Genomic DNA, 15,158 nt, shown 5'->3' with positions numbered 1-15,158 from the left:
ATCAATCGGAAGCGCCCCTGGCGGCGCTTCCCCAGCATAAACCTGACGAGGTACAGACATTGGCCATCATTCATCCTAAGGTTCGCGGTTTCATCTGCACCACGACTCACCCGAAGGGCTGCGAGCTCAACGTCCGTGACCAGATCGAAGCCACCCGCAAGCTAGGCGTGCGCGAGGATGGCCCGAAGAAGGTACTGGTCATCGGCGCTTCCAGCGGCTACGGCCTGGCGGCACGCATCACCGCCGCCTTCGGCTTCAAGGCCGACACCCTGGGCGTGTTCTTCGAAAAGCCGGGCACCGAGACCAAGCCTGGTACCGCCGGCTGGTACAACGCTGCCGCCTTCGACAAGTTCGCCAAGGCCGAGGGCCTGTACAGCAAGTCGATCAACGGTGACGCCTTTTCCGACGAAGCCCGCGCCAAGGTCATCGAGCTGATCAAGAACGAAATGGGCGGCAAGGTCGACCTGGTCATCTACTCGCTGGCCTCGCCGGTGCGCAAGCTGCCGCAGACCGGTGAGCTGATCCGCTCCGCGCTCAAGCCGATCGGCGAGCCGTACAAGTCGACGGCCATCGACACCAACAAGGACACCATCATCGAGGCCAGCATCGAGCCGGCCACCGAGCAGGAAATCGCCGACACTGTCACCGTCATGGGCGGCCAGGACTGGCAGCTGTGGATCGACGCCCTGGCCGGCGCCGACGTGCTGGCCGAAGGCGCGCGCACCGTGGCCTTCAGCTACATCGGCAGCGACATCACCTGGCCGATCTACTGGCACGGCGCCCTGGGCCAGGCCAAGCAGGACCTGGACGAAACCGCACTGCGCCTGAACGAGAAGCTGGCCAAAGAGGTGAAAGGCGGCGCCAACGTGGCCGTGCTCAAGTCGGTGGTGACCCAGGCCAGCTCGGCCATTCCGGTGATGCCGCTGTACCTGTCGATGGTCTTCAAGATCATGCAGGAGAAGGGCGTTCACGAAGGCACCCAGGACCAGCTCGACCGCATGTTCCGCGAGCGCATGTTCCGCGCCGACGGCCAGCCTGCCCAAGTCGACGAAAAAGGCCGCCTGCGCCTGGACGACTGGGAACTGCGTGACGACGTGCAGGGTGCCTGCAAGGCCCTGTGGCCGACCGTGACCACCGAGAACCTGTTCGCGCTGACCGACTACGCCGGTTACAAGAAGCAGTTCCTCAACCTGTTCGGCTTCGAGCGCGCTGACGTCAACTACGACGAAGACGTGGCCACCGATGTGAATTTCGACTGCATCGAGCTGTAAGCAAAACCGGGCTGGCCCTATCGCCGGCAAGCCGGCTCCCACAGCAATAGCATCGCCTCCAAAGGCCTGCTGTGTACCTGTGGGAGCCGGCTTGCCGGCGATAGGGCCGGTACAGGCACAAGATTTTTTGCTAGCGTTGGCGCACAACAAAAGGAAAGCGCGCCATGAGCAGCCTCACCCAACCGGCCACTTTTTTTCGCCAGACCACAGCCGACGGCTACAGCCTCGGTGGCTTCTGCTGGCGCCACGCCCAGGCCAACCCCCAGCGCCCGCTGGTGATCATCAATGCCGCCACCTCCGTACGCTGCCGCTACTACGCGCGCTTTGCCGACTACCTGTTCGCCCAGGGTTTCGATGTGCTGACCTACGATTACCGTGGCATCGGCGAATCGCGGCCGCCTTCCTTGCGCGGTTTCAAGGCTTCATGGAGCGATTGGGGCCGGCTGGATTTCGAGGCCATGCTGGCGCATGCGGCGCAGGCGTTCCCCGGCCAGCCGGTGGATGTGGTGGGGCACAGCTTCGGTGGTTGCGCCGTGGGCCTGGCGCCCTCTGCCGGGCAGGTGCGGCGGGTGCTGATGGTTGGCGCGCAGTTCGCCTACTGGCGCGATTACGCCGCCGACCAGCGCTGGCGGTTGCTGGGCAAATGGCACGTGGTGATGCCGCTGCTGACCCGTGCGTTCGGCTACTTCCCCGGCAAGCGCCTGGGCTGGATGGAAGACACCCCGGCCGGCGTGGTGCACGACTGGACCACCCGTACCCCGCGCTATGAACACCGGCCCAGCGGGCGCGGGCTGGAGGAGGCACCCTTTGCCCGGGTGCGTGCAGCGACCCTGGCCATCAGCCTGACCGACGACCCGTTCGGCACCGTGGCGGCGACTGAACGCCTATTGGGTTATTTGCAAGGCGCCGAGCGCCATCACCTGCGCATCGCGCCTGTGGATATCTCGGTTGAGGAGATTGGCCATTTTGCGTTTTTCCACGACCGGTTTCGCGACAGCCTGTGGCCGGTGGCGTTGCAATGGCTTGAGTGTGGGAGGGTGATGGCAGGAGGGCCGGGGCAGATCATCAGCTGATGTTGCCTGCACCTGCCTCATCGCTGGCAAGCCAGCTCCCACAGAAAAGCGACCAACGCTGAACCTGTGGGAGCTGGCTTGCCAGCGATTGGGCGGCGCCGCGGCCCTGGCGATATCAGGCTTTGCGCGACAGCGGCAGCTCGGCGAATTTCACACCTGCCAGGCCATGCTTGATCAGCGCACGGATATTGCCATGGTCACTGCCTTCGGGCGTGGCCTGCACATCGCGGTAATGCTCGCCAAAGGCCAGCAGGGCCTCCTGGTCGCTCAGGCCCTCCAGCAGGGCCAGGCCCAAGGTCTTGCACGAGCCTTCGTTCTGCCCGGCGGCGTTTTCCACGCCGCCGTTATCGAAGGCCTGGGGCTGGTAACTGTATTGGGCGGCAACGAACGCCAAGGTGTCGGCGAAGGCATGTTGGCCGCTGGCCAGGCTGGCGCGCAGGGTGTTCAGGTCAGTCACGAGGTTTTCCTTTTTCGAACGCCGCTTGCTGCTCGGCGCTGGCTTCTTTCTGGTGTTGGGCTTTCCACTCGGCATAGGGCATGCCGTACACCGCTTCGCGGGCATCGTCCAGGCTGACCTCGAGCTGGCGCTCGTCGGCGGCGGCCTTGTACCACTTGGACAGGCAGTTGCGGCAGAAACCGGACAGGTTCATCAAATCGATGTTCTGCACATCGGTGCGCTTTTGCAGGTGTTCGACCAGGCGCCGGAAGGCGGCGGCCTCGAGCTCGAGTTGTTGTTGCGGGGTCATGGCGTTTCTCTCAAGTCATGCGGTTCTTCAGGTGGCGGCCACCGTTGATGACCACCTGGCTGCCGGTGCTGTACTGGCTGGCGAGCAGGTACTTGACCGTCTCGATCAGCGGCCCGGCGCCGGGTTCGAATTCCAGCAGGGCCTTCTTCAGGGTCTGCTGGCGGTAGGCCTCGTCACCGCCTTCCTTGAGGATCAGCAGGCCGGGCAGGATGCCGTTGACGTGCACCTTGGGCGCGTACTTCTCGGCGAACGACAGCACCATGTTCTGCAGCGCGGCCTTGGTCGCGGCGTAGCCGATGTGGCTCTTGCTGCCGCGCGAGGAGGTTTCGTCGCAGATGTGGATGATGTCGGCCTTGTCCACCTTGGCCAGCAGCTCGCCCAGGGCCAGGTTGAGGTGGTAGGGCGCTTCGACATGCAGGCGGAACATGGTGTCCAGGTTGTCCAGGCCGTCGTCGAGCCACAGCGAGGCGTTGTGGATGATCGCACGCAGGCCGTCGTAATGCTGCTGCAGAAAATCGATCAGCGCCTGGCGGTCGGGGGCCTGGCACAGGTCGGCCTGGAACTGCACGATGTTCGGGTGCGCCGGCTGCGGTTGCACGCTGCGGCTGGCGCTGACTACGGTGTGGCCGGCCTGTGCCAGCTCAAGTGCCAGAGCCAGCCCGACGCGCTGGCTGGCTCCGGTAATGAGAATGGGGCTGTTCATGTGCGGGCGGTCAACTTGTCTGTCCTGTCGTTGCCGCCCAGCATACCCGAACTGTTTCCCTCTTGTAGCCCCGGCCTCAGCGGCTGCGCAGGGCGGCGCCGGGTGCTGGGGTGGCGTGCAGCCAGCTGGCCAGCAGGCGGGTGGAAAGGGGGATGAACAGGTAGACCATCAGCGGGGTCAGGGCCAGGGTGCTGAGCAGCACCCGCGGTAGTAGCTCCAGTGGCGCCAGCCAGTGGCCGAACAGCACATTGAACAGCAACGACACCGGGAAGAACGCCAGCCAGATGGCCACTGCCTGCTTCCAGCGTGGCGGCTTCTGCACCATGTTGGTGCCAAACCAGTCGTCGATGCCGCTGACGCGCCTCTCTTTGGGGCGTTCGAACAAGCCATTGCCCCGCTGCAACCAGGCCCGGCGCGAGGCCGAGTGTTCCCAGGCGTGCAGCGTGGGTTCGTCGCTGAAGCGGAAGATGATCTGGAATTCGTCGCTGTCACGGGGCGGGGCGAAGATGCCCGAGCCGAGGTAGCCGGGGAAGTCGGTGGCCAGTTGTTCGCCTTCGTGCAGCCAGGCCAGCAGGTCCTGGTAGCGGCCATGGGCAGCGCGGCGCGACACCAGCAAGGTGACGGGTGGGGTAGACATCGTGTATCTCCTGGCGGCGGGGCTGGCGGGTAGCTAGCCCCTAGGCTGTGGCGCCCGGGGTGGTGGGCGACGCAGGCGTGCATGCAAGAATCGGGCGCGGATTATCCGCTGCAGGGCGCGTTCTGCAAATATCCTGTAGCAAACGCTTGTTGTCCTGCGGTCTATCCTGACGTTGTAGAATGCGCGTTCAACTTCCGTGCACAGGCCGCTCAGTGCTGATGAACAAACAGGGATGTACTTCGCCAGTCGAAGTCGGTGTGGAACACCACCAGCTCTTCCCCATCCGCGAAGTATCTCGCCTCACCGGGGTCAATGCCGTGACCTTGCGCGCCTGGGAGCGCCGCTACGGGCTGATCCTGCCTACCCGCACCGAAAGCGGGCATCGCCTGTATTCGCAGGCCGACATCGATGAAATCCGCCGTATCCTCGGCTGGCTCGAGCGCGGTGTCGCGGTCAGCAAGGTCGGCAGCATCCTTGCCCGCGACCAGGCGGTGGCGCAGCACGCCCTGGTGAGCGACACCGTCAAAGGCTGGCAGGCCCGCTTGCGCGATGCGGTGCATCGCTTCGACAGCGCGGGCCTGGATCGGCTGTTCGACCAGGTGTTCGCCGCCCTCAGCCTGGACCAGGTGTTCGCCGAGGTGTTCATGCCGGTGTGGCACGACCTGGCGGCAGGGCAGGCGGCCTTTGGCCGGGCTAGCGAGTGGTTGTTTCTCGACCAGTTCCTGCGCGGCCGGGTGTTCGCCCGTTTGCAGCTGTCACGCCAGCGTTGCAGCCATCATGTGCTGCTGGTGCCGTTGCCGGGGCTGTGCCTGGAGCTGGAGTTGCTGGTAAACGGCCTGCTGCTGGCCAGCGACGAGGTGGCGGTGACCACGTTGATGCCAGGGCAACCGCTGGAAGAACTGGCGCTGGTCAGCGAGCGCCTCGGGCCGGATGCCGTGGTGCTGTTTTCCAACCATGTGCCTTCTGTGGAGCTGACCAAGCGGCTAACTCGCCTGGTGGTGGGCCTGCAGTGCCCGTTGCTGTTGGCCGGTGAGGCGGCCGAAGGGGCCCAGGAACGCCTGGCGGGCAGCCCGGTGGCGTGCCTCGGCGCAGAAGCGGGTTTGATGCGGCGGCGTTTGCGACAGTACCTGGCCGGTCAGCTCGATACTTGAGCGTGCAGTTCCGGGTGCGCCTGGCGGTGGGCCTGGAGGATGTACTCGCGCAGGCGCTCGACTTCTTCGGCCGGGCTGCGGCTGAGGTCGTAGGCGGCCAGTTCAGGGCCGATGCGCCGGCGCAGCCTGCCGTGCAGGGTGATCGCCGGGATGCCGCCGGGGGCGAAATGCAGGTCGAAGCGCGAAGGCGCCTGGGCCAGCCCGCGAATCTCCACCAGCGCGCCCTTGAAGGAAATATCCCGTACCAGCAGGCCGCTGGGCTGGCCCTGGGCATCGAGCAGCGCGCTCGGCTGGTCCATCGACAGGCGCCAGGGGCGCAGCATCGGGCCGTCTTCGTAGATTTCCGGTGAGCCGATCTGCAGGTGCAGGGCGTGGAACTCGTCTTCGACCAGTTGCAGCGGGAAGCTGATCTGCTGGTTGTTGAACTGCGCCTGCAGGGTGACCTGCTCGTTGGCGACCAGGCGGGTCAGCAACGATTGAATGCGATGGTCGCCGTTGACCAGCAGGCTCGACACCGGGTCGGCCAGGTTCAACTGCGGGGAGTGCTGCATGTCCTGGATAAAATCCAGTTCGTCCTGGGTCAGGAGCGCATCGGCTTGCATGATCGAACTCGGTGGTGACGATTTCTTCAACGGGATGGACCGTGCCGAGGGCGCTTGGTTCAGGGGTGCTCGTCGGAATTCCGACGAGCGTGCAATTGGGCCAGTTCGCGTTCCAGCTCGACCTGGCGGCTGACGTCCTTCTGGATACCGATGAAATAGCTGCGCTGGTCGGCGTCGCAGCGCACCGGGGTAATCGACAGCTCGTTCCAGAAAGCGCTGCCGTCCTTGCGGTAGTTGCGCAGCACTTCGCGGCACGGGCGGCCTTCGGCCAGGGCCTTGCGGATGCGTGCGCGGCCAAGCTGGTCGCGATCATCGCCCTGCAGGAAGCGGCAATCCTGGTAGAGAATTTCGTCGCGGCTGAAGCCGGTCAGGCGTTCGAACGCTGCATTCACGTAGATCAGGATGGTGTCGTCGCCTTCCTGTTCAGCGACCACGATCCCGTCGTTGGAGGCATCGACCATCGATTGCAGCAGTTGCGCGTTGATCATGTCCGGGCCATCGAGCGGAAAGGGGACTTTGGTAGAGGCGGCCTTTTGCCAGCGCCGAATGCTAGTATCCTACGTTTTCACTCAGTTTCGGAATCCTCTTCTTGATGAAAGTCGCCATTATTTCCGGCTCCGTGTACGGCACCGCCGAAGAAGTCGCCCGCCATGCAGAGGCTTTGCTCAAGGCCGCAGGCTTTGAAGCCTGGCACGCTGCCCGTGCTACCCAGCAGGACCTTGAAGGCTTTGCCCCCGACGCGTTGCTGGCGGTGACTTCGACCACTGGCATGGGCGAGCTGCCGGATAACCTGATGCCGCTGTACAGCACTATTCGCGACACCCTGCCAGCCGCTTGGCGCGGCCTGCCGGGTGGGGTGATCGCCCTGGGTGATTCCAGCTATGGCGATACCTACTGCGGCGGTGGCGAGCAGATGCGCGAGCTGTTCGCCGAGCTGGGCGTGCGCGAAGTGCTGGCGATGCTCAAGCTCGATGCCAGCGAGACCGTGACCCCGGAGACCGATGCCGAGCCGTGGCTGGCCGACTTTGCCCAGGCCTTGAAAGCCTGACGCATTTTTCTGCGGGAGCCGGCCAGCCGGCTCCCACAGAGGCCTATCCCTTCACCAGTTCCAGCCAAGCCTTGGCCGCCCGCGAAAGATACGCACCACGCCGCCAGATGAAGGCGATGTCCCAGCGCAGGTAGTCCGGCGCCCGCAACGGCAACCTCACCACCCCAGGCCGCTCCAGCGCCTTGGCCACCACCCGCGGCAGCAGCACCACACCTTGCCCCGCCGCCACCAGTGCCACCAGAAAGTCCGCCTGGCCGCTGCGCCCGCCTTCCTTGGGCGTGAAGCCCTGCTGCTGGCACGCCTTGAGCAGCCGTTCATTGAGCACGAAACCGCGCTGAAACAATAGAAAAGGGGTGTCGGCCAGTTGCCGCAATTCGACCTCTTGCAACCCTGCCAGCACATGCCCCGTGGGCAACAGCGCATCCAGCGGCTCGTTGCAGAACGGCTGGTATTCGAACGCCGGGTCGTTCGGCGTCAGGCTGCCGCCCAACTCCAGCTCGCCACTGTGCACCGCCTGCTCGACCGTGCGGCTGCCGCCTTCGAGCAGTTGAATGGCAATGTTCGGGTGGCGCCGCCGGTACTCGGCGAACAACCCGGCGAACAAGGCATCGCTGCCCAGCATCGGCAGGCCCAGGCGCAGTTCGCCGCGTTCCATCTGGCCAAGGTCGTCCAGTTCGTTGAGCAGTGCCTGGCGTTGGCGCAACAGCGCCTCGCCCCGTTCCAGGACGATGCGCCCGGCTGCCGTCAGGTGCAGGTGCGAGGCCTGGCGTTCGAGCAGCGGCTGCCCCAGCGCCTGCTCAAGCTGAGCCACCTGCTTGCTCACCGCCGACTGGCTGATGTGCAGCGTCTGCGCGGCCTGGGTGAAACCGCCGCGCTGCACCACTTCGATGAAGCTGCGTAGCTGTTTGAATTCCATCATTCGAATTCCATTATGGAATGCAGATCAGTCTAACAATTCGCTTTTGGCCTGGGCAGCCCAATCCTAAAATAAGGGCCTGTAGAGGACCCCCCCCATGAAACCCGCGTTACTGAAAAAGCCCCTGCGCCTGCTCGCCGAGCTGGCGGTGCTGATGGCGTTGTTCTGGTTCGGCGGCCAGCTCGCCGGCTGGCTGGGCTGGCCAATCCCAGGCGGCGTGATGGGCCTGGCGTTGCTGCTGGTGTTGTTCGCCTGCGGCGTGGTCAAACCCGCCACCTTGCAACTGGGCGCCGGCTGGCTGATGGCCGAGATGCTGTTGTTCTTCATCCCGGCACTGATGAGCCTGCTCGACTACGGCAGCCTGGTGCGCGAGGAAGGCTGGCGCATCCTGCTGGTGATTGCCGTGAGCACCCTGATGGTCATGGTGGTGACTGCCGTCACCGTCGAACTGGTGTGCCGCTGGAGGTTGCGCCATGAGCCTTGAACCCATGCCCCTGTTCTGGCTGGCGCTGACCTTGCTCGCTTACCTGGGCAGCCGCTGGCTGTACCGGCGGACCGGGCGTTACCTGGTGTCGCCGCTGATTCTGGTGCCCGCCTTGCTGCTGGCGGTGGCTGTGCCCCTGCACACCGCCTATGCCGAATACGCCCGCAATACCCACTGGCTGATGAGCGTGCTGGGCCCGGCCACGGTGGCGTTCGCCGTGCCGATCTGGCAGCAGCGGGCGATGCTGGCGCGCGATTGGCCGGCGTTGCTGCTCGGCATGCTGGCCGGCAGCACGGCGTCGATCGCCAGCTCCTGGGGCCTGGCCCACCTGCTGTCGCTGGATGCCGCGACCAGCCTGTCGCTGGTGCCGCGCTCGATCACCACGCCGTTCGCCATGCCGCTGGCCCATGACCTGGGTGGCGTGCCCGAGCTGACCGCGGTGTTCGTGATGTTCACCGGGGTGCTCGGTGCCCTGTTCGGCGGTGTACTGCTGCGCTGGCTGCCGCTGCGCTCGGCGTTGGCGCGGGGGGCGCTGTTCGGTGTTGGCGCGCATGGCGCCGGCGTCAGCCGCGCCCATGAAGTGGGCCGCGAAGAAGGTTCCGTGGCTGGCCTGGTCATGGTGCTGACCGGTTTGCTCAACCTGTTCGCCGCGCCCCTGCTGGCGATGCTGCTGTGACCGTTCGTGCCACTGACTCGCTCAGTCATCAAGCTGGCTGGCAACGCAAGTTTCAGCGAGGGGGCGCCTGATTAGACTCGGCCTCGACACAGAGAGCACATGTATGTGCCGAGGTGACACGCAATGACCGCAGCCTTGCCCAACACCCTCAAACGCTAGACAACCGGGACGAATACGATGCCATTGGCCGAGATACCATTGTGCGTCTGGCGTACCCGGGGACAGAGTTTCACGTTCCGGGGCCAGAGCATCCGCTACTGGACCGCAGGGCAAGGAGAGCCCCTGCTGCTTCTGCATGGATTCCCCACCGCCAGCTGGGACTGGCACTACCTGTGGGCGCCGTTGACCCAGCATTTTCGCCTGATCGCCTGCGACATGCTGGGCTTTGGCGACTCGGCCAAACCGCTGGACCACGACTACAGCCTGCTGGAGCAGGCCGACCTGCAGCAGGCCTTGCTGGCCCACCTCAAGGTCGACGCGCCGGTGCACCTGCTGGCCCACGACTATGGCGGCAGCGTGGCCCAGGAGCTGCTGGCCCGGCACCACGAGCAGCGCGCCGACATCGCCAGCTGCGTGTTCCTCAACAGCGGCTTGTTCCCGGAAAGCTGCCAGGTGCTGCTGGTGCAGAAGCTGCTGCTCAGCCGCCTGGGCTGGCTGTTCGGGCGCTCGTTCAAGCGCGATGACCTGGTGCGCAATGTCACGCAGATCTACGGGCCCTGCACCCACCCCAGCGAAAGTGCCCTGGACGACTGCTGGAGCCTGATTGCCGCGCACGGCGGTACCCGCATCCTGCACAAGCTGGTGAGCTTCGTGCCCGAGCGCAGGGCCCAGCGTGAACGCTGGGTCGGAGCGCTGCGGGCCGACGGTGTGCCCCTGCGCATGATCAACGGCGTGGTCGACCCGCTGTCGGGCGCGCGCATGGTCGAGCGCTACCAGCAGCTGGTGCCCAACGCGGACACCGTGCAGCTGCAAGGCATCGGCCATTACCCGCATACCGAAGCCCCGACGCTGGTGCTGCGCCATTACCTGGCGTTTCGCGAAAAGCTGCTCAGCTACCTGCCACGCAAAGTCGCCTGGTCCTGAGCCGCCGACCATCGGCCTGCGTTATCGCCTGGCATTCAGCGTGGGTGCGCTTGATTGTCCGCCGCCTGGGCGTTGGCCCAGACTCGCTGCATTCAACCTGACCTGGAGCCAAGGGCATGAACGAGCCGGTATCTGTGCAAGACCGTGTGGTGATCGTCACGGGGGCCGGCGGCGGCCTGGGCCGCGCCCATGCGCTGTTGTTCGCCGCGCGCGGTGCCCGGGTGGTGGTCAATGACCTGGGTGGCTCCAGCCACGGCGAAGGCGCCAGCGCTTCGGCAGCCGACCGCGTGGTGGCCGAGATTCGCGCCGCCGGCGGCAGCGCCGTGGCCAACCACGATTCGGTCAGCGATGGCGCGCGCATCGTCGAGCAGGCCCTGGACGATTTCGGCCGGGTCGATGTGCTGGTGAACAACGCCGGCATCCTGCGCGACAAAACCTTCCACAAGATGGACGATGCCGACTGGGAGCAGGTCTACCAGGTGCATGTCGAGGGCGCTTTCAAGGTCACCCGCGCCGCCTGGCCGCACCTGCGCGAGCAGAACTGGGGCCGGGTGATCTTCACCGCCTCCACGTCCGGCATCTACGGCAATTTCGGCCAGGCCAACTACGGCATGGCCAAGCTGGGCCTGTATGGCCTGACCCGCACCCTGGCCATCGAAGGGCGCAAGCACGGCGTGCTGGTCAACGCCATCGCGCCCACCGGCGGCACACGCATGACCGAGGGGCTGATCCCGCCGCAGGTGTTCGAGCGCCTCAAGCCCGAGCTGGTCAGCCCGTTGGTGGTGTACCTGGGCAGCGAGCAGTGCCAGGACAGCGGGGCGCTGTTCGAAGTGGGCGGCGGCTGGATTGGCAAGGTGCGCTGGGAGCGCAGCCTGGGCGTGGGCTTCGACCCGCGTGAAGGCTTCACCCCGGAGCAGGTGGCCGAGAGTTGGGCGCAGATTGGCGATTTCGAAGGCGCGCTGCACCCGCAGGACAACATCCAGGCCCTGCAGCAGATGATGGCCAACCTGCAGAAGTATCCGCTGGCGTGAGGGCCGCTTTTCACCGGGCATAAAAAAAGCCGCTGCAATCGCAGCGGCCAATCGAGACGTTAGATCAAGGAGCTTCAAAATCTACGTCGGTGAACCTCGCAAGCCTGAAGAGCTGGGGGGGTAGTGCCCTTCATGCCGGCCAGTGAGTTAAGAATAAGCGCTTGATCCTGTGGGAAAAATAGCCGCTTATGACATTCACCTTTACGTTTCGGGCAACAGTGCCCAGGCGCTTCAGGCCTGTGGCGAATGGCCCATGCGCCAGCTCGTGTCACGCGCTGCCGCCAGCAGGCGCTGGGCCGCCGGGCCATGTTCATCGGCATGGAAGATCGACGTCGGCCCCACCACGGTCATCACTGCAGCAATCTGCCCCAGGGCGTTGAACACCGGTGCCGACAGCGCATCGACGCCAGGCATCAGCAGGCCATGCACATGGTGCAGGCCACGTTCGCGAATGCCGGCCAGCAGCGCTTCGTAGTCGGCGGCGGTGTGCTGCAGCGTGGCCAGTTCACGCTCGCGCAGGTCCACGGTTTCGCGTTCGGGCAGGTAGGCGGCAAACACCAGCCCGGTCGACGAACTGAGCAGCGGCAGCACCGAACCGATCTGGGTCACCACGGTAACGGCCCGCACCGCAGGCTCGATGCTCACCACCGTGGCGCCCTGGTTGCCCCACACCGCGATGAAGCAGCTCTCGTTGAGCGCGTCGCGCAGTTGCGACAGCGGCAGCGCCGCCACCTTCAGCACATCGATGCTGCCCAGCGCCGCCAGGCCCACGCGCAGCGCCTCCCGGCCCAGCCCATAATGATTGGTGGCCGCATCCTGTTCGGCAAAGCCACTGGCGATCAGCGCCTGCAGGTAGCGGTGCACCTTGCTCGCCGGCATCTGCACATGTTCGGCCAGGCGCGACAGCGAGGTGGACGGGGACAGCTCGGCGAGGGCCTTGAGGATGTCGGTGCCGACTTCCGCCGAGCGGACCTTCTGCTTGCCGGTGTCGGTGGGGGAGCTGGCTTTGGCCATGGGCGTGGAGGTTCCGGATTCTTCGAGTCGCGCCTTTATAGCTTGACGCCATGCAGGGAGCAAATTACGTTATTCGTAATCTGATTACGATAAAAACAAAACCCGGAGGCTTCGATGAACCGCGACACGTCCCCCGACCTTCAGTACCTGAGCGGCTTCGGCAACGAATTCGCCTCTGAAGCCTTGCCCGGCGCATTGCCTGTCGGGCAGAACTCGCCGCAGAAGGCCCCCTATGGCCTGTACGCCGAGCTGCTGTCGGGTACCGCGTTCACCATGGCCCGCAGCGAACTGCGCCGCACCTGGTTGTACCGCATCCGCCCCTCGGCCCTGCACCCGCGCTTCGAACGCCTCGAGCGCCAGCCCCTCGGCGGCCCGCTGGGCGCGGTCACCCCCAACCGCCTGCGCTGGAACCCGCAGCCGATCCCCAGCGAGCCGACCGACTTCATCGAAGGCTGGCTGCCGATGGTGGCCAACGCGCCGTCGGAAAAACCCGCGGGCGTGAGCATCTACATCTACCGCGCCAACCGCTCCATGGACCGGGTGTTCTTCAACGCCGACGGCGAACTGCTGCTGGTGCCCGAACACGGCCGCCTGCGCATCGCCAGCGAACTGGGCGTGATGGACGTCGCACCCCTGGAAATCGCGGTGATCCCGCGCGGCATGAAGTTTCGCGTCGAGCTGCTCGATGGCCAGGCGCGTGGCTACATCGCGGAAAACCACGGCGCCCCGCTGCGCCTGCCGGACCTCGGCCCGATCGGCAGCAACGGTTTGGCCAACCCGCGCGATTTCCTCACCCCGGTGGCGCACTACGAAGAAGCCGAAGGGCCGGTGCAGCTGGTGCAGAAATTCCTCGGCGAGCACTGGGCCTGCGAGCTGCAGCACTCGCCGCTGGACGTGGTCGCCTGGCACGGCAGCAACGTGCCCTACAAGTACGACCTGCGCCGCTTCAACACCCTGGGCACGGTCAGCTTCGACCATCCCGACCCGTCGATCTTCACCGTGCTGACCTCGCCGACCAGCGTGCATGGCCTGGCCAACATGGACTTCGTGATCTTCCCGCCGCGCTGGATGGTGGCCGAAAACACCTTCCGGCCACCGTGGTTCCACCGCAACCTGATGAACGAGTTCATGGGCCTGATCGACGGCGCCTACGATGCCAAGGCCGAAGGTTTCGTGCCGGGCGGCGCTTCGCTGCACGGGGTGATGAGCGCCCACGGGCCGGATGCCGACACCTGCGAAAAAGCCATCGCCGCCGACCTTGCGCCGCACAAGATCGACAACACCATGGCCTTCATGTTCGAGACCAGCCAGGTGCTGCGCCCGAGCCGCCAGGCCCTCGAATGCCCGCAATTGCAGGCCGACTACGACAGCTGCTGGGCCACCTTGCCGAGCACCTTCAACCCGAACCGGAGATAACCGATGAACCAGACCGCCAATGCCCGTAGCTGGGTCGAGCATGCCAACGGGCACCGCGACTTCCCGCTGCAGAACCTGCCGCTGGGCATCTTCAGCCGCCCGGGTGAAGCGCTGCGCTGTGGCGTGGCCATCGGCGACGCCATCCTCGACCTCGAGGCGGTGCTGGCCGCCGGGCTGTTCGACGGCCAGGCCAAGGCCGCCGTCGAGGCGACCCGTGGTGGGGCGCTGAACGCCTTCTTCGCCCTCGGCCGCAACGCCCGCGTGGCGCTGCGCGAACGCCTGCAGGCGCTGTTGGGCGAACACAGCGAGCACCAGGCTGCACTGGGCGCGGCGCTGTACCCGGCCAGCGATTGCCAGATGCACATGCCGGCCAAGGTCGGCGACTACACCGACTTCTACGTAGGCATCCAGCACGCCACCAACGTCGGCAAGCTGTTCCGCCCCGACAACCCGCTGCTGCCCAACTACAAATATGTGCCGATCGGCTACCACGGCCGCGCCTCCACCCTGCGCCCCTCGGGCGCCGAGGTGCGCCGGCCGAAAGGCCAGACGCTGCCGGCCGGCCACAGCGAGCCGAGCTTCGGCCCCTGCGCACGCCTGGACTACGAGCTGGAGCTGGGCATCTGGATCGGCCAGGGCAACGACATGGGCCAGGCCATCCCGATCGCCGAGGCCGAACAGCACCTGGCGGGCCTGTGCCTGCTCAACGACTGGTCGGCGCGAGATATCCAGGCCTGGGAATACCAGCCGCTCGGCCCGTTCCTGTCGAAGAGCTTCATCACCTCGATCTCGCCGTGGGTGGTGACGGCCGAAGCGCTGGCGCCGTTCCGCTGCGCCCAGCCGGCGCGCCCGGAGGGCGACCCGCAGCCACTGCCGTACCTGCTGGACCCACGCGACCAGGCCAGCGGCGCCTTCGATATCGAACTGGAAGTGCTGCTGCTCACCGAGCGCATGCGCGAGCAGGGCCTGCCGGCCCAGCGCCTGGCACTGAGCAACACCCTGAACATGTACTGGACAGTGGCCCAGCTGATCGCCCACCACAGCGTCAACGGCTGCCAGTTGCAGCCTGGCGACCTGTTCGGTTCGGGCACCTTGTCCGGTGCCACGCCCGACGCCTTCGGCAGCCTGCTGGAGACCACCGTGGGTGGCAAGCAGCCGGTGGAGCTGGCCAGTGGCGAGCTGCGCAAGTTCCTCGAGGACGGCGACGAGATCATCCTGCGCGCCCGCTGCCAGCGCGATGGCGTGGCCAGCATCGGCTTCGGTGAATGCCGCGGCAAGATCATCGCGGCCAACTGAGGGGGCAGGGC

General features: G+C 65.8%; 18 protein-coding genes. 10 read left to right on the top strand and 8 right to left on the bottom strand.

Features of this window, described 5'->3' with window-relative positions; translation table 11 throughout:
• Positions 1-59 precede the first annotated feature (59 nt).
• Both fabV and ACIPG5_RS22375 read left to right on the top strand, forming a co-directional pair.
• Positions 60-1,271: an enoyl-ACP reductase FabV gene (gene fabV / locus ACIPG5_RS22380; protein ID WP_401378245.1), complete on the top strand. Its 1,212-nt coding sequence runs from the start codon at positions 60-62 to the stop codon at positions 1,269-1,271.
• A 164-nt stretch (positions 1,272-1,435) separates the two neighbouring features.
• A complete protein-coding gene (locus ACIPG5_RS22375) occupies positions 1,436-2,344 on the top strand; it encodes an alpha/beta fold hydrolase (protein ID WP_401378243.1) in 909 nt (302 codons plus the stop codon).
• 115 nt (positions 2,345-2,459) lie between these two features.
• Here the strand turns inward: ACIPG5_RS22375 and ACIPG5_RS22370 are convergent, their stop codons facing one another.
• The 4 genes from ACIPG5_RS22370 to ACIPG5_RS22355 all read right to left on the bottom strand — a co-directional run bounded on the left by ACIPG5_RS22370 (position 2,460) and on the right by ACIPG5_RS22355 (position 4,430).
• Positions 2,460-2,801, bottom strand: a complete 342-nt coding sequence (locus tag ACIPG5_RS22370; protein WP_401378240.1) for a HopJ type III effector protein — start codon at positions 2,799-2,801, stop codon at positions 2,460-2,462.
• Positions 2,794-3,090 carry a DUF1244 domain-containing protein gene (locus ACIPG5_RS22365; protein WP_236235314.1) on the bottom strand — a complete coding sequence of 99 codons (297 nt, stop codon included), beginning with the start codon at positions 3,088-3,090 and terminating at the stop codon, positions 2,794-2,796. Before ACIPG5_RS22365 ends, ACIPG5_RS22370 begins: the two co-directional genes overlap by 8 nt.
• 10 nt (positions 3,091-3,100) lie before the next feature.
• Complete coding sequence (folM, locus tag ACIPG5_RS22360; protein ID WP_286913139.1) at positions 3,101-3,793, bottom strand: dihydromonapterin reductase; 693 nt, start codon at positions 3,791-3,793, stop codon at positions 3,101-3,103.
• Positions 3,794-3,869: 76 nt separating this feature from the next.
• Complete coding sequence (locus tag ACIPG5_RS22355; RefSeq protein WP_176510875.1) at positions 3,870-4,430, bottom strand: antibiotic biosynthesis monooxygenase; 561 nt, start codon at positions 4,428-4,430, stop codon at positions 3,870-3,872.
• Between the two features lie 218 nt (positions 4,431-4,648).
• Here ACIPG5_RS22355 and ACIPG5_RS22350 point away from each other — a divergent pair, with 218 nt between their 5' ends.
• Entirely contained in the window at positions 4,649-5,581 is a 933-nt protein-coding gene (locus ACIPG5_RS22350; protein WP_401378236.1) for a MerR family transcriptional regulator, read from the top strand.
• On the opposite strand, the gene ACIPG5_RS22345 is transcribed toward ACIPG5_RS22350, so the two are convergent.
• Together ACIPG5_RS22345 and ACIPG5_RS22340 are read right to left on the bottom strand one after the other, a co-directional pair.
• Positions 5,566-6,183, bottom strand: coding sequence for a hypothetical protein (locus ACIPG5_RS22345; protein ID WP_176510877.1), 618 nt, complete (start codon positions 6,181-6,183; stop codon positions 5,566-5,568). The genes ACIPG5_RS22350 and ACIPG5_RS22345 overlap by 16 nt on opposite strands.
• Before the next feature lie 59 nt (positions 6,184-6,242).
• The gene (locus ACIPG5_RS22340) at positions 6,243-6,671 is read right to left on the bottom strand and encodes a PAS domain S-box protein (RefSeq protein WP_401378233.1); all 429 of its coding nucleotides are present in this window, start codon (positions 6,669-6,671) and stop codon (positions 6,243-6,245) included.
• 104 nt (positions 6,672-6,775) lie between these two features.
• Between ACIPG5_RS22340 and ACIPG5_RS22335 the strand changes: the two genes are divergently transcribed.
• Entirely contained in the window at positions 6,776-7,231 is a 456-nt protein-coding gene (locus ACIPG5_RS22335) for a flavodoxin (protein ID WP_401378230.1), read from the top strand.
• A gap of 43 nt (positions 7,232-7,274) precedes the next feature.
• Here ACIPG5_RS22335 and ACIPG5_RS22330 read toward each other — a convergent pair whose 3' ends face one another.
• Positions 7,275-8,147, bottom strand: a complete 873-nt coding sequence (locus ACIPG5_RS22330; RefSeq protein WP_236235310.1) for a LysR family transcriptional regulator — start codon at positions 8,145-8,147, stop codon at positions 7,275-7,277.
• Positions 8,148-8,244: 97 nt separating this feature from the next.
• On the opposite strand from ACIPG5_RS22330, the gene ACIPG5_RS22325 reads away from it, so the two are divergent.
• The 4 genes from ACIPG5_RS22325 to ACIPG5_RS22310 all read left to right on the top strand — a co-directional run bounded on the left by ACIPG5_RS22325 (position 8,245) and on the right by ACIPG5_RS22310 (position 11,421).
• Positions 8,245-8,631 (top strand): CidA/LrgA family protein, encoded by a 387-nt coding sequence (locus ACIPG5_RS22325; RefSeq protein ID WP_236235309.1) that lies wholly within the window; start codon positions 8,245-8,247, stop codon positions 8,629-8,631.
• Complete coding sequence (locus ACIPG5_RS22320) at positions 8,621-9,307, top strand: LrgB family protein (RefSeq protein WP_176510882.1); 687 nt, start codon at positions 8,621-8,623, stop codon at positions 9,305-9,307. Before ACIPG5_RS22325 ends, ACIPG5_RS22320 begins: the two co-directional genes overlap by 11 nt.
• Before the next feature lie 177 nt (positions 9,308-9,484).
• Entirely contained in the window at positions 9,485-10,390 is a 906-nt protein-coding gene (locus tag ACIPG5_RS22315) for an alpha/beta fold hydrolase (RefSeq protein WP_176510883.1), read from the top strand.
• Positions 10,391-10,506: 116 nt separating this feature from the next.
• Positions 10,507-11,421: an SDR family oxidoreductase gene (locus ACIPG5_RS22310; RefSeq protein WP_176510884.1), complete on the top strand. Its 915-nt coding sequence runs from the start codon at positions 10,507-10,509 to the stop codon at positions 11,419-11,421.
• A 231-nt stretch (positions 11,422-11,652) separates the two neighbouring features.
• On the opposite strand, the gene ACIPG5_RS22305 is transcribed toward ACIPG5_RS22310, so the two are convergent.
• Positions 11,653-12,435 carry an IclR family transcriptional regulator gene (locus ACIPG5_RS22305; protein ID WP_176510885.1) on the bottom strand — a complete coding sequence of 261 codons (783 nt, stop codon included), beginning with the start codon at positions 12,433-12,435 and terminating at the stop codon, positions 11,653-11,655.
• A gap of 114 nt (positions 12,436-12,549) precedes the next feature.
• Here ACIPG5_RS22305 and hmgA point away from each other — a divergent pair, with 114 nt between their 5' ends.
• Both hmgA and fahA read left to right on the top strand, forming a co-directional pair.
• Positions 12,550-13,851, top strand: a complete 1,302-nt coding sequence (gene hmgA, locus ACIPG5_RS22300; RefSeq protein WP_236235307.1) for a homogentisate 1,2-dioxygenase — start codon at positions 12,550-12,552, stop codon at positions 13,849-13,851.
• A 3-nt stretch (positions 13,852-13,854) separates the two neighbouring features.
• Positions 13,855-15,147 (top strand): fumarylacetoacetase, encoded by a 1,293-nt coding sequence (gene fahA / locus ACIPG5_RS22295; protein WP_176510887.1) that lies wholly within the window; start codon positions 13,855-13,857, stop codon positions 15,145-15,147.
• The last annotated feature ends 11 nt before the right edge of the window (positions 15,148-15,158 follow it).

Origin of the sequence: Pseudomonas sp. NPDC087029 (assembly GCF_044745345.1) — a bacterium.
In the GTDB taxonomy this organism is placed as follows: Bacteria; Pseudomonadota; Gammaproteobacteria; order Pseudomonadales; family Pseudomonadaceae; genus Aquipseudomonas; species Aquipseudomonas faucium.
Note: the sequence above shows the minus strand (reverse complement) of the source record. Positions and strands in the feature narration are given on the sequence as shown.

Excerpts from the sequence above, each read along its gene's own strand:
- ACIPG5_RS22375 (WP_401378243.1), top strand. The coding sequence starts at position 1,436 with ATGAGCAGCCTCACCCAACCGGCCACTTTTTTTCGCCAGACCACAGCC.
- ACIPG5_RS22365 (WP_236235314.1), bottom strand. The coding sequence starts at position 3,090 with ATGACCCCGCAACAACAACTCGAGCTCGAGGCCGCCGCCTTCCGGCGC.
- folM (WP_286913139.1), bottom strand. The coding sequence starts at position 3,793 with ATGAACAGCCCCATTCTCATTACCGGAGCCAGCCAGCGCGTCGGGCTG.
- ACIPG5_RS22355 (WP_176510875.1), bottom strand. The coding sequence starts at position 4,430 with ATGTCTACCCCACCCGTCACCTTGCTGGTGTCGCGCCGCGCTGCCCAT.
- ACIPG5_RS22350 (WP_401378236.1), top strand. The coding sequence starts at position 4,649 with ATGAACAAACAGGGATGTACTTCGCCAGTCGAAGTCGGTGTGGAACAC.
- ACIPG5_RS22345 (WP_176510877.1), bottom strand. The coding sequence starts at position 6,183 with ATGCAAGCCGATGCGCTCCTGACCCAGGACGAACTGGATTTTATCCAG.
- ACIPG5_RS22340 (WP_401378233.1), bottom strand. The coding sequence starts at position 6,671 with ATGATCAACGCGCAACTGCTGCAATCGATGGTCGATGCCTCCAACGAC.
- ACIPG5_RS22335 (WP_401378230.1), top strand. The coding sequence starts at position 6,776 with ATGAAAGTCGCCATTATTTCCGGCTCCGTGTACGGCACCGCCGAAGAA.
- ACIPG5_RS22330 (WP_236235310.1), bottom strand. The coding sequence starts at position 8,147 with ATGGAATTCAAACAGCTACGCAGCTTCATCGAAGTGGTGCAGCGCGGC.
- ACIPG5_RS22325 (WP_236235309.1), top strand. The coding sequence starts at position 8,245 with ATGAAACCCGCGTTACTGAAAAAGCCCCTGCGCCTGCTCGCCGAGCTG.
- ACIPG5_RS22320 (WP_176510882.1), top strand. The coding sequence starts at position 8,621 with ATGAGCCTTGAACCCATGCCCCTGTTCTGGCTGGCGCTGACCTTGCTC.
- ACIPG5_RS22315 (WP_176510883.1), top strand. The coding sequence starts at position 9,485 with ATGCCATTGGCCGAGATACCATTGTGCGTCTGGCGTACCCGGGGACAG.
- ACIPG5_RS22310 (WP_176510884.1), top strand. The coding sequence starts at position 10,507 with ATGAACGAGCCGGTATCTGTGCAAGACCGTGTGGTGATCGTCACGGGG.
- ACIPG5_RS22305 (WP_176510885.1), bottom strand. The coding sequence starts at position 12,435 with ATGGCCAAAGCCAGCTCCCCCACCGACACCGGCAAGCAGAAGGTCCGC.
- hmgA (WP_236235307.1), top strand. The coding sequence starts at position 12,550 with ATGAACCGCGACACGTCCCCCGACCTTCAGTACCTGAGCGGCTTCGGC.
- fahA (WP_176510887.1), top strand. The coding sequence starts at position 13,855 with ATGAACCAGACCGCCAATGCCCGTAGCTGGGTCGAGCATGCCAACGGG.